Source organism: Liberiplasma polymorphum (assembly GCF_043951795.1).
Classification (GTDB): domain Bacteria; phylum Bacillota_I; class Bacilli_A; order Izemoplasmatales; family Izemoplasmataceae; genus Liberiplasma; species Liberiplasma polymorphum.
Genome location: NZ_JBIOAG010000048.1, coordinates 1 through 12,334, shown reverse-complemented (window position 1 = coordinate 12,334; position 12,334 = coordinate 1). Strand labels below are relative to the sequence as shown.

11 protein-coding genes are annotated in these 12,334 nt (G+C 33.4%); 3 read left to right on the top strand and 8 right to left on the bottom strand.

Going from position 1 to position 12,334, the window contains the following annotated elements:
• Nucleotides 1-101 precede the first annotated feature (101 nt).
• A complete protein-coding gene (locus tag ACHAJD_RS09005) occupies nucleotides 102-1,157 on the top strand; it encodes a hypothetical protein (protein WP_435585537.1) in 1,056 nt (351 codons plus the stop codon).
• A 27-nt stretch (nucleotides 1,158-1,184) separates the two neighbouring features.
• Nucleotides 1,185-2,141: an HD-GYP domain-containing protein gene (locus tag ACHAJD_RS09000; RefSeq protein ID WP_435585536.1), complete on the top strand. Its 957-nt coding sequence runs from the start codon at nucleotides 1,185-1,187 to the stop codon at nucleotides 2,139-2,141.
• Between the two features lie 13 nt (nucleotides 2,142-2,154).
• Here ACHAJD_RS09000 and ACHAJD_RS08995 read toward each other — a convergent pair whose 3' ends face one another.
• From ACHAJD_RS08995 to htpG, 5 genes are all read right to left on the bottom strand, one after another.
• Nucleotides 2,155-3,498, bottom strand: a complete 1,344-nt coding sequence (locus tag ACHAJD_RS08995) for an MATE family efflux transporter (protein ID WP_435585535.1) — start codon at nucleotides 3,496-3,498, stop codon at nucleotides 2,155-2,157.
• An 88-nt stretch (nucleotides 3,499-3,586) separates the two neighbouring features.
• The gene (locus tag ACHAJD_RS08990) at nucleotides 3,587-5,134 is read right to left on the bottom strand and encodes an amidohydrolase (protein WP_435585534.1); all 1,548 of its coding nucleotides are present in this window, start codon (nucleotides 5,132-5,134) and stop codon (nucleotides 3,587-3,589) included.
• 47 nt (nucleotides 5,135-5,181) lie between these two features.
• Complete coding sequence (gene arsB / locus ACHAJD_RS08985; RefSeq protein ID WP_435585533.1) at nucleotides 5,182-6,219, bottom strand: ACR3 family arsenite efflux transporter; 1,038 nt, start codon at nucleotides 6,217-6,219, stop codon at nucleotides 5,182-5,184.
• 10 nt (nucleotides 6,220-6,229) lie between these two features.
• On the bottom strand, nucleotides 6,230-6,514 hold the full coding sequence (locus tag ACHAJD_RS08980) for an ArsR/SmtB family transcription factor (protein ID WP_435585532.1): 285 nt from the start codon (nucleotides 6,512-6,514) through the stop codon (nucleotides 6,230-6,232).
• A 120-nt stretch (nucleotides 6,515-6,634) separates the two neighbouring features.
• Complete coding sequence (htpG, locus tag ACHAJD_RS08975) at nucleotides 6,635-8,515, bottom strand: molecular chaperone HtpG (RefSeq protein ID WP_435585531.1); 1,881 nt, start codon at nucleotides 8,513-8,515, stop codon at nucleotides 6,635-6,637.
• A 348-nt stretch (nucleotides 8,516-8,863) separates the two neighbouring features.
• On the opposite strand from htpG, the gene ACHAJD_RS08970 reads away from it, so the two are divergent.
• Nucleotides 8,864-9,724: an anti-sigma-I factor RsgI family protein gene (locus tag ACHAJD_RS08970; protein WP_435585530.1), complete on the top strand. Its 861-nt coding sequence runs from the start codon at nucleotides 8,864-8,866 to the stop codon at nucleotides 9,722-9,724.
• A 90-nt stretch (nucleotides 9,725-9,814) separates the two neighbouring features.
• On the opposite strand, the gene ACHAJD_RS08965 is transcribed toward ACHAJD_RS08970, so the two are convergent.
• The 3 genes from ACHAJD_RS08965 to ACHAJD_RS08955 form a co-directional block, all read right to left on the bottom strand.
• Nucleotides 9,815-11,593 (bottom strand): SLC13 family permease, encoded by a 1,779-nt coding sequence (locus ACHAJD_RS08965; protein WP_435585529.1) that lies wholly within the window; start codon nucleotides 11,591-11,593, stop codon nucleotides 9,815-9,817.
• 84 nt (nucleotides 11,594-11,677) lie between these two features.
• Nucleotides 11,678-12,178, bottom strand: a complete 501-nt coding sequence (gene tpx, locus ACHAJD_RS08960) for a thiol peroxidase (protein WP_435585528.1) — start codon at nucleotides 12,176-12,178, stop codon at nucleotides 11,678-11,680.
• Between the two features lie 41 nt (nucleotides 12,179-12,219).
• A partial coding sequence (locus ACHAJD_RS08955; protein ID WP_435585538.1) for a hypothetical protein occupies nucleotides 12,220-12,334 on the bottom strand: 115 nt, incomplete at its 5' end.

Genomic DNA, 12,334 nt, shown 5'->3' with positions numbered 1-12,334 from the left:
TCATATTAAAAATTAATTTTCCCCTAATTTTACTGATTTTACAATTGTTATCATTATCTTAATCTAAGATATGCTATAATTATGCAATAAGAGGTGATACGATGATTGCCTGGAAAAAAGCGTATGAAAAACATCCAATCTTTATAGGTTTAACCATCTTTTTAATGGTAATTATATCGATGCAGCTAACATTATCAAATGGTGGAGCATCCTTACTAAATCCAGCGCTAGGTCTAGCACTTGTTTTTGCGTGGGTTTTTGGTAAAGAAACCTATCCATCTATTGGATTTGGTGCGTTTTTCGGACAGTTTTTTATGCGATTTTTTATCTATGATATTCCAGTCATGCAAAGTTTATTTTTATCTGTATTCCTTACCCTTGTTTTAATGATGCAAGTTGAAGTCGCAATACGTTTAGCTAAGCGCTATAACTTAGGTAAAAGCGAATCATATTTTTCATTAAAAACAGCGACAATTTTTATTGTGATATCTTTATTTGTTGCATTACTTGGTGCTTATTTTGGTAATGTTAGTTTGATTATTACAAGTGTTACCACTGAATCTTATACACGTAGTTTTATGATTTACGGTTTTGGGGATTTAATGGGAATCTTTATTATGGTGCCTAGTGGTGTATTAGGCTATAAATATGATAAAGAACTTTTTGATGATACTGATGCTTATAAATTATTAAAAACTGGTTTGTTTTTCATAGTATTTGTTTGGCTTACTATTTTATTATCCAATAATATAGGATTTTTTGATTTTACGCGTCATAAGTATTTAGTGATTTTATTCTACATTTCAATAGGCTTCTTATTTTCTTATCGAATGATTCATTATTTTTCGCTCACATTTATTTTATTTTCAAGTCTTTTTTATTCCGCTCGAATCGGGTCTGACCCATTACTCATGTTTTATGTTTCGTTAATTTTATTTTTAAGTTTTTCAACGATGATTACGATTTTCATAAAACGATTTCATGATATCAAAATGCAACAAGCCAATGAATTAGAAGAAAAAAACGCCGCTTTAGACTTATTACTAACGGAGGTGTATGCCTTACTTGAATTATCTAGTGATATTATTGACTCAGAAGGTGCGGCTGAGAAAAGTTATTTAAAACGTACCTTTGATATCGCTTATAAACTGTTTTAAGGCTGTCATGCAGGTTATTGTTATCAAGTGATTGACGGTTCTATAGAAGTTATCGATACAAGAGTTTATAAAACAAATGAAATTCCTTATGTTTATGAAACCAATCAAATCATTGATAATGATCATGACACATTATTTGTTTTCCCTAATTTTAAAGATACTTTAAAGAAAACCTTTGGTAATCAGTTCGGTATTTTAGATGAAGATCAACATCCTTTACTAGGACGAACGGTTATGCCTTTATATTATCAAGATAATGAAGCGTTTATTATTGTTTTGGATCGTTTTACTAAACAAACTTCTATCGATGAACGCCATATTGAAAGATTAAAACATTTTTCACTTTTACTAGATGGCTTATATAAAAGAAATTACTTCGTTTTACGCAATACTAACTTAAAAGATGAAGTTGTTTTATCAATTGTCCGTACTTTAGAACTATTTGACCCTTATACCAAAGGGCACAGCGAAGATGTTGCTGCACTTTCTGTTGAACTTGCTAAACACGTTAATAATGACCCTGCGTTCATTTCAGAACTTTATTGGGCAGGCATTTTGCACGATATTGGTAAAGTCGGTGTCGATGGAAAAATAATTAGAAAACCCGATAAATTAACGAAAGAAGAATATGAACAAGTAAAACGTCACACCCATTACGGTTATAATGTTTTAGCAGAGGCGAACTCATTAAGTCCAATTGCCTCTATTGTAAAACATCATCATGAATGGTACAGTGGTGGTGGCTATCCTGATGGACTTAAGGATGAGGCAATCCCACTGGCATCGCGTATTATTTCTGTTGTCGACATGGTAGCTACTATGGCAACCGACCGACCCTATAGAAAACGTCAAAACAAACCTGAAATCATTGCAGAACTTACTAAGTGGAAAGGGATACAATTTGATCCTGATCTTGTAGATAAAATGATTTCCTTGATTGAAAACAATATTTTAGAAGGACATTTTAAACGCAACTATCATTAAAAAAAACGGCTTTTTAAGCCGTTTTTGTTTGCATTTTTGTAATACGTTTCCCAATCCAATCGCGTTTGATCCAGCGATAAAGCACCAGTGCACCTCTTAAGGATTCATCCGCGGCTAGCCCAATAAAGATTCCTGCAAGCCCGTACTCGAATCTAATACCAAATAAGTACGCAACACTAATCCCAACCCCTAGCATACTAATAACCGCAATAATCACCGGATAAATAACATCGCCACTTGCTCTTAACGATTGAATAACTACTAAATTAGATAACCTTCCTATTTCGATAAATATAACAATAAACATGGTGCGTTTACCCATTTCAATAATGGCTTGATTCGAAGTAAAAATTCCAAGTAATGTTTCTGCGTTTAAATACATTATAACCGCCACGGTTATCACGATACCTATCGAATATTTTAATGTCTTAAGGGTTCGCCTATAGGCTTCTTCATATTCACCTGCTCCAACATGCCATCCTACCATGACTTGATTACCCTGAGCAACCGCTAAACTAAACACAATGACTGGCATCATTAAGTTAAACACATAAATTTGTGTGGTTAAGGCCACGGTTCCTATCGTATTAATAAAACTTAATAAGACAACTTGAGTTAGTTGATAAACAAAGTGTTCTAACGCACTAGGAAATCCAATAGACAAAATCTTAAAGAAGTAGGTTTTAAGTGGTCTAAAGTTAATGAAAAACGGAGAAATTCCTAATATTTTATATAAAAGAATAAAAGCAATGATTAACGTAACGCCTTTGCTAATTAACGTTGAAATCGCTGCACCTAATACGCCAAGTTCTGGGAAAAAACCAATACCAAATATTAAGAAAAAGTTTAATACAACATTTAGTAAATTTGTTGTTCCAACAACACCCATCATTAATTTAGTATGCCCATGACTTTTAAATCCTGCACTAATCGATTGCGAAATCGCGATAAATATAAGGCCCATTGATACAATTCTCAAATAGGAAAGTGAATCATTAAAGATGGTTTCTGGTGTATTGATAAATCCAAATAATCTTGTCGCAAATAACTGTAAAATAATCATGAGTGATAAGGCAATTAGCGCACTGCTATATAACCCTGCACGAATCGCGTTTTTAGCTTCACCATGAAGTTTTGCCCCAACATATTGACTAACGACTATTCCAACCCCAATAGCAACCACGTTTAAAAGTACCATAAAAAGACCAACGATTCGGTTGGCATTTCCAACAGCTGCAACGGATAAATCCGAGTACTGACTTAACATAATTGTATCGGCTACGCCCATTAACATAAAGAATAAGAACTCAATATAAATGGGCCAAGCAAGTTTAAATAAATTTTTTTGTGGTTGCATAAATAAAACCTCATCTTTCAAACGTCCTAATTATACAAAATAAAAAAATAAACGACAAACAAAATCGCTTATTTTTTTTAACTTTATTTTATAGACTAAAAACTTCTTCGCCTTCTATGAATGTTTTTAAAACTTTTGCTTTAAGTAAACTGTCTACCTCATCTACTTTTAAATGATCTACAACAATAAAATCTGCTAAATAGCCCGTTGCTAATTTTCCTAGTTCCTGTTCTTGGTAAGAAAAATAAGCAGGTTTTTCAGTGTAAGCTTTTACGGCATCAATAAACGGGAAGCACTCACTTGAGTTATAAACCCCTAAATCTTGTCGTTTAATCGATTTTCGTGTGATCGCACAGTATAAGTTATCAAATGGACTAGCATCTTCTACAGGGGCATCTGTGCTAATTGTAGTGAGTACGCCTTCTTTATACATTGAGTAAAATAAGTAGGCATCATTCATGCGCGCACCAATGGCAGCTTCTAACCCTTCAAAGTCTGAGTTAATAAATATTGGTTGTGTTTGAGCGCCGATGTTTAAGGTTTTCATTCGTGCAATCTGATCACTTCTTGTGAGTTGAGCGTGAATAATCGAATGACGTCTACCCACTCTTTTTTCTTCATCGATGCCTTCTACAACATCACAAATTTCTTCTGTCATTTGATCACCAATCGCATGAATCGCAAAATCCATCCCTGCATCATTAGCCGTTTCGATAAATGCTTTTAAGGTTTCTTTACTAAACGCTTTAATCCCAACCGTATCGGCATCGTTGTAAGGATCCCTCATATAAGCACTTCGGGCCCCAAGTGAACCGTCTGCTAAAAGTTTAAGGGGTCCCATACGGTATCGGTTATAGATTTTCCCGACTAAGTTTTTATCAATAAAGCGCTTAAAGTCTTCAAGTTTAGGAATGTTCGCTTGTTCTAATACACGAATCTTAATCTTACCTTGATCGTCTAGTTCTTTAATGGCTTCAAGAATTACTTCAAACGGGACTTTATACATCGCAAAATCATCACTTCCAACCGAGGTAACACCATATTTTAAAAGGTAATCTTGTGCCATTAAAAACTCACTTTGGATTTGCTCCTTTGTAACATGATCTAAAATCGCAAAAATCCAAGCAATCGCGTCTTCTTTGAAATGACCCAGTGCTAAATCAACACTATCTTTATCTTCTGGGAAAGGGTGCTTTAAGGCTTCTGCTAGTTCAATAGCCTTAGAATTGGCCACAACCATATGCCCACACACTCTATAAATAATAATTGGTTTTTCTTTAGAGACTAAATCAAGATCATCTTTAGTTAATGCACGTTTTTCTTCAAACTGACTCTCATGAAATCCTCTACCAATTAATGGGTCAACATCAAACGCTTTTAATGCCTCAATGATCGCAGGAATTGTTGGATAATTACTCGCATTAAACATGTTCATGCTTTTACCAATCCCTAAAACATGTAAATGAGAATCGTTAAATCCTGGCATAATATAATGATGATTTAAATCTATCACTTTGTCTATGGGTTTATTAAGAATCTGACTTGATTTACCAAAAGCAGTAAAACGACCATTTTCAACAATAAAGGCATCATTTTTTTGATTAAATAGTTTTCCATGAATATACGCAATTTTCATTTTATGCACCTTCTTTCAACCGTATTATATCATAAGAAAAGCGCACATTAACTATGTGCGCTTACGGTTTTAAAGAATTTTTTTGTTTTATTGGCAATTTTTACTAATGCTAGCATAACTGGTACTTCTACTAACACCCCTACAATTGTCGCTAGGGCTACGCCGGGATTAATAGGAAAGAGCGCAATAGCTACAGCCACAGCTAGTTCAAAAAAGTTACTTGCCCCAATAAATCCAGCTGGTGCAGCCACATCGTGAGATAATCTTAGTTTCTTGGCAGCGTAATAAGTTATTGCAAAGATTAAAAAGGTTTGAATGATTAACGGAATACTAATTAACACAATATGAAGTGGATTTTCTAATATTAAATCACTTTGTAAACTAAAGATTAAGACTAAAGTAAGTAATAATCCAATCATCGTTACTTTCGAAAACTTAGGAATAATTTTACTATCTAAATAATCAAGCCCTTTGTGGGTAATAATCATCGTTCTAGTTATACTTGCAGCAGTCAGTGGCACAACCACAAATAAAACAACTGATAAAAACAAGGTCATCCAAGGAATCGTAAAACCACCAATACCGAGTAGTAACCCAACAATTGGCACAAACAAAACAAGTAGTATTAAATTATTTGTTGCTACTTGTACAAGGGTATAAGCCGCATCTCCTTTAGTTAACTGACTCCATACAAATACCATCGCTGTACAAGGGGCTGCCCCTAAAATAATCGCACCCGCTAAATAGTCATTAGCTAATTCTGTAGGTATTAGATTACGGTAAACAACTAAGAAAAAGAAACTTGCAATTAAAAACATTGTAAAGGGTTTAATTAACCAGTTTGCTGTCCATGTTAAATAAAGTCCTCTTGGATTTTTTCTAATGTTTTTAACTGAACTAAAATCAACTTTTAACATCATTGGAAAGATCATTAACCATATAAGCACAGCAATGGGTAAACTAATTTCAGCAACTGTGAGTTCATTAAGTAAATTTGGAATAAATGTTAAGTATTGTCCGATTAATACCCCAATAACCATACAAGCAAGTACAACGAGGGTTAAATATTTTTCAAATGCTTTCATAATAGCTCCTTTAACAGTTCGGCATTTCTTTTAAATGACCAATTAACAAAGCGTGTGCTTCTTCAATCACATTTAAATGAACCGTATAGTGTATTTTGTTTTGTGTTTTAACACCGCTAATAATGCCTGTTTGTACAAGCACTTTTAAATGATGTGATAAGGTAGGTTGTGTGATATTTAAACTACCAATTAAGTCACATCCACAATTTTGACCTTGGGCTAACAATTTTAGAATCTTTATTCTTGTTTCATCAGCTAGTGCTTTATTAATTTTAGTCATTCTTAGATTATCCATGAAAGATCTCCTTTATAGATAGACATCTATATTGATACCTATCTATATATTATCATATCATTAATTTATTTATCAATAAAAAAAGGCAAAGTTAACAAAAACTTTACCTTTAGAAATGAACTATTTTTTAGATGAATCTATCATGAGTTTCACCATTAAGTTTGAAAATGCTACAGGATTTTCAATCGGTAACCCTTCAATCAGTAAAGCTTGGTGATATAGTAGTGAGGCATAATCATTAATTTTAGAAGCATCTTGAGCATAAACTTGGTTTAATGCTTGAAATAACTCGTGATTTGGATTGATTTCTAAAATTTTATCTGCTTTTATATCGGTTTGATTTGGCATTTGTTTTAAGATTTTTTCCATCTCTAAACTTAAGCCTTCACCACTAACTAAACAGACTGGTGATTCATTTAAGCGCCCAGATAATTTAACATCTTTAACTTGATCACCTAACGCTTTTTTAAGCGCTTTTAATAAGTTTTTGTGTTCTTTTTCCTTTCCTTTTAAGTCTTCTTGTTTGGTTTCATCTAACAAATCAGATTCCCCTTGTTGGATAGACTTAAATGGAACGTCTTGATAATTTTGCATGATTTGAATCATAAATTCATCAATATCATTTGTAAATAATAATACTTCGTAGTCTTTTTCTTTTAAAGCATCCATTTGCGGTAAAGATAAAATTTGTGACTTTGTTTTACCTGTTGCATAATAGATGTTTTTCTGCGTGTCACTTTTACGTTCTAAATACTCACTTAGTGTAATAAAGTCATCACTTTTTGATGTTTTAAACATAATTAAATCTTGTAATAATTCTTTATTTAATCCGAATTGATCGTAGATTCCGTATTTTAAATTAATGCCATAAGCTTCATAGAATTTAACGTATTTTTCACGATCGTTTTTCAACATTTTTTCTAGTTCGGATTTAATTTTCTTTTCAACGTGCGCTGCAATTTTTTTAAGTTGACGGTCGTGTTGCAACATTTCTCTTGAGATGTTTAGTGATAAATCTGCTGAATCGACTAACCCTTTTACAAAACGGAAATGATCTGGTAGTAAGTCTTTATTTTTATCCATAATAAAGACGCCTTTAGAATATAGTTGTAACCCTTTTTCAAACTTTTCAGTGTAAAAATCATAGGATGGTTTTTCTGGGATAAAGAGTAATGCCGTGTAGGTAAGTAATCCTTCTACACTTGTGTGAATGGTTTTAATTGGATTTTCAAAATCATTGAACTGATGTTTATAAAAATCATTTAGTGCTTCTTCAGTTAAGTCATTTTTTGATTTTTTCCAGATTGGAACCATTGAGTTTAATGTTTTAAGCGTTGTTTTTACTTTATCTTTTTCATCTTTTTCTGTTTCTAACATTTGAATGGGATAACGCACATAATCACTGTACTTTTTAACTAAGTTTTTGATGGTATATGGTTTTAAATATTCTGTATAATTTTCATCTTTTTCTTCATCATCATCACGAAGTTTTAACTGAATCGTTGTCCCAATAGTCTCTTTTTCAGCGACATCAATGGTATAACTTGATTCACCTTTTGATACCCATTTATAGGCTTTATCACTATAAGGACTTTTAGTAATTAATGTGACTTCACTCGCTACCATAAACGCGCTATAAAACCCCACACCAAATTGTCCAATCATTTCTACATCTTTTTTCTCTAGCTTTTCTAAGAATGATTTTGACCCACTCTCTGCAATTGTCCCTAAGTTGTTAATGAGTTCTTCTTCTGTTAATCCAATCCCGTTATCGGTGATGCTTAGTGTACGATTTTCTTCATCGATATCTAGTTGAATTGTATACGCCTCTTCACTAGGGACTTGTTCATCCGTTAAAGATAAATAATGACGTTTGTCAATCGCATCACTCGCGTTTGAAATAAGTTCGCGCAAAAAGATTTCTTTATGCGTGTAAATAGAGTTAATCATTAAGTTTAGTAATTTTTTAGATTCTGTTTTAAATTGTTTAGTTTTAGCCATTTTCATTCCTCCATTCCACTTAAGATTTTATGCAAATAAGTTAGTTTTGTCAAGTCATTAACTTAATCAATTGAATAGGCAATTAAATAGATAAACTATTAAACGTTTTTATAAAAATAATCATAATAAACTATAAATTTAACCTAATTGCTTTTAATCATATACGCCTATAAAATTTTATCTTACTAAAACAATCAAATCACATCTAGTTTAAGTTAAACTTTTCATATCCTTATATCTATGAAACACCTATAAAAATGACTTTTTAAAAAAAAGATAAATATAAACCCAACAAAAACATAGGCTCACTTGTTTAAAGGGTGAAAATAGATCTTAGGAGGAAAAAAGATGAAAAAATTATTTAGTATTTTATTTTTAGGACTTATCACGATTACACTTGCTGCTTGTAATTTACAAACAACACAGGCTAGTGGAAAAACTTATATGGTTGTAGACATCAATCCATCAATCGAATTCATTTTAGATGAAGAAGGTAATGTAGAAAGCTACAACTTACTTAATGAAGATGCAGAAATTGTTTATGCTGCAATCTTAGAAAAAGATCAAGACTTCCTTGGTTTATCAGGAGAAGCTGCCCTTGAATTATTCTTAGAAACTGCAGTTGAACTTGGTTACATTGACGTCACTAGAGATGATAACGTGGTATTAATCACTGTTGTTACTGAAGACGAAGATGAAGAAGAAAATCAACGTAACCGTATGGTTAGACATGCTGAAGGTTACTTTGTCGGTCACCGTATTGGTGCAATCGTCATTGACAGCGGTTTAACAATGGAAGAGTTCCTTGAAATGGCTGAAGAATATGATGTAAGCCCAGGAAAACTTCGTATCGCTTTATCAGCAGTTGCTGAAGATGATGAATTAACTTTAGAAGCTGCACTTGAATTATCAGTAAGAGAACTTATGGCTATCATCCAACCTGCTCATAGAGCACGTGTTAGAGCATTTGTAGAAGAAAAAGTTGGAGAACGTATGGCTATGGCTCAAGCATTACGTGAAGAAGCAAGAGAACGTAATCAAAATCACGATAACGATTCAGCGCATATGTCAAGAGCACAAATTGAAGCTCGCGTTCGCGTTCGTATTGGTGAAGCTTTAGAATCTAATACTAATATTGATTACCGTGCACGTATTGAAGCACGTAAGCAAGACATATTAGATGATAACACTGAAGATACTAACGAATAAGAAAATGTCTTAAACGGAAACACCCCTAAAACCCTATCCTACTGAAAAAGGTTGTCAATTGACAACCTTTTTCTCTTTTTATAGGTTTTTTTATAAAGGCCAAATCCAAACAATAAGTGGGACACCTATTAATATAATGGCGATAGATAACGGAACGCCTAATCTAGAATAATCCGAAAACTTATACCCACCAGGTCCCATCACGAGTGTGTTGGACTGATGGCCTATTGGCGTTAAGAATGCACTCGATGCACTAATAGCGACGCCCATTAAGAATGGATCAATATTTGTGCCAAGTCCTAAAGCAATCCCAACTGCAATGGGTGCCATTAACAACACTGCGGCTGCATTATTAACTACATTTGAAAGTAACATGGTAATCACCATAACAATGACCAAACTAATAATCGGTGTGAAATTTTGTGAATAAATAAGTAAAGCATCGGCAATTAAGTTTGCGGCACCGGTTGTTTCTAGTGCATTACTGATTGGAATCATCGCACCAAGTAATACGATAATCGGCCAATCAATGCTTTCATACATTTCTTTTAACGAGACAAACTTAAAGATAACCATAACTACTGCCGCAAGTAAAAAGGCAATTTGAGCTGGTAAGACACCAAATGTTGTAAGTATAATCGCTACAAAGAAAATGGCTAATGCTTCTAAAACATTTGAAATTTTTCCAATACGTAAGCCTCTTTCTTGTAGAGGTAATAAGTTAAAATTCGTAATCATTTCATGAATGGAATCTTCTCCACCTTGAAGTAATAAGACATCACCAGCTTTAAACTTAATGCCCCCTGGGGTTGCACGTAATCGTCCACCACTTCTAGCAACACCTAATAAACTCGTACCAAATTGTTGGCGAAGATTAAGTGATCTTGCTGATTTATCTACTAAAGAACTATTAGAGGTAATCGCAACTTCCATCACCATGATTTCTTCATTTGCTAGCTGGTCTGAATCCAGTTTTTCAGTTTCTGAAATAATTAAACCACTAGCGTCTAAGAGTTCTTGTAAATCATTGGTATTTGCTCTTATAACTATTAAATCATTTTCTCTTAAATGTCTATAAGGACTAACGGTTTTAAACATAACGCCTTCTCGCATGTGACTAATTACATAAATATCGCCATCAATCAACGATTCAAGCACTTTAACTTTGTCACCTAAAACTTTTGCTTTTTCAGGGACTTTTAATTCTGTGATATAATCTTGGATTTCAAACATCTCATCACGAGACATTTTTCCTTTTCTATTGGGCATGACAAACTGTGAAAATATGATCAAAAAGATGGCCCCAAATGCGGCTAAAATTCCGCCTACAGGTAAAAATTCAAACATTTTAAATGGCTCGGTCCCATTAAGTTCAGCGCGATATGAGGCAATGATGATATTTGGTGGTGTCCCAATTAATGTCATCATCCCGCCTAAAAGAGAGGCAAAGGCTATGGGCATTAAGTATAAAGAAGGTGAACGCTCATTTTTGCGTGCCATACGGATCGCAACAGGCATAAAAAGCGCTAATGCACCTACATTATTCATAAAAGCACTGGCAATGGTTACTGCAAAAATAAGTGCCGATATTTGAATTAATTCGTTATCTCCAATTTTACCCATTAATCTTACGATAAAATCTACAATGCCTGAATTGGTTAATCCACGGCTAATGATTAATACAGCAATAACGGTAATGACTGCAGGATGAGAAAAACCGACAAATGCATCTTCTACATGAACAAGTTTTAAGATAACTGCAAGTAAAAGTGCCACAAGTGCCACAATATCATAACGATATTTTCCCCATGCGAAAAACACGAGAATTAATGCAAGTAATCCGTATATTAACCCTATTTCTAGTGTCATCATTAGCCTCCTCTTTAAGTAATTACGATTATTATACCATAATTAAAAATTGGAAAACATCCTCATGTTTTCCAATTTTAAAATTTATTTTGTAACTTCATCTAGTAGTTCAATCACTTCATCATAGGCTGGGTGATCTGAAACGTTAGGCACAATCTCTTTAAATATAACTTTTCTATCTGGGTCTAAAACAAAAACAGCGCGAGCTTGTAAACGAAATGGTTCCATTAACGTGCCATATTTTAACCCAAATGCTAAATCTTTATGATCACTTAATGTGATTGCATGAGGAAAACCACTATTTGCACACCATTTTTTTTGTGCAAATGGTAAATCATTAGAAATGGTTAGCACTTTAACTTTTTTATAGTTACTTGTTTTTTCATTAAAGGTTTTTGTCTGATAATCACATAACCCTGTATCCAAACTCGCAACAACACTTAACACAATATAATCGTCTTTAAAATCACTTAACGATACATGTTTTAAATCATTGCCAACAACCGTGAAGTTAGGGGCAATCTCACCGAGATTAACGCCTTTACCAGATAACGTTACTTCTTGACCTGCAAACGTAACTTTCATAAGAATCCTCCTACTTAAGTTTTATACTTTATTATAACACACTACAATTTGTTGTTATTGGTGTGTTGTTTAATAAGGTCCATTTTTGTTTGCCATAATTTTTCAGATAAATCCACATAATATTTATGCGGGAACTCGAATCTTCTCGATTCATCC

Bases quoted from the DNA above. Each gene is read 5' to 3' on its own strand.
- ACHAJD_RS09005 (WP_435585537.1), top strand. From the start codon at position 102: ATGATTGCCTGGAAAAAAGCGTATGAAAAACATCCAATCTTTATAGGT.
- ACHAJD_RS08995 (WP_435585535.1), bottom strand. From the start codon at position 3,498: ATGCAACCACAAAAAAATTTATTTAAACTTGCTTGGCCCATTTATATT.
- ACHAJD_RS08990 (WP_435585534.1), bottom strand. From the start codon at position 5,134: ATGAAAATTGCGTATATTCATGGAAAACTATTTAATCAAAAAAATGAT.
- arsB (WP_435585533.1), bottom strand. From the start codon at position 6,219: ATGAAAGCATTTGAAAAATATTTAACCCTCGTTGTACTTGCTTGTATG.
- ACHAJD_RS08980 (WP_435585532.1), bottom strand. From the start codon at position 6,514: ATGGATAATCTAAGAATGACTAAAATTAATAAAGCACTAGCTGATGAA.
- htpG (WP_435585531.1), bottom strand. From the start codon at position 8,515: ATGGCTAAAACTAAACAATTTAAAACAGAATCTAAAAAATTACTAAAC.
- ACHAJD_RS08970 (WP_435585530.1), top strand. From the start codon at position 8,864: ATGAAAAAATTATTTAGTATTTTATTTTTAGGACTTATCACGATTACA.
- ACHAJD_RS08965 (WP_435585529.1), bottom strand. From the start codon at position 11,593: ATGACACTAGAAATAGGGTTAATATACGGATTACTTGCATTAATTCTC.
- tpx (WP_435585528.1), bottom strand. From the start codon at position 12,178: ATGAAAGTTACGTTTGCAGGTCAAGAAGTAACGTTATCTGGTAAAGGC.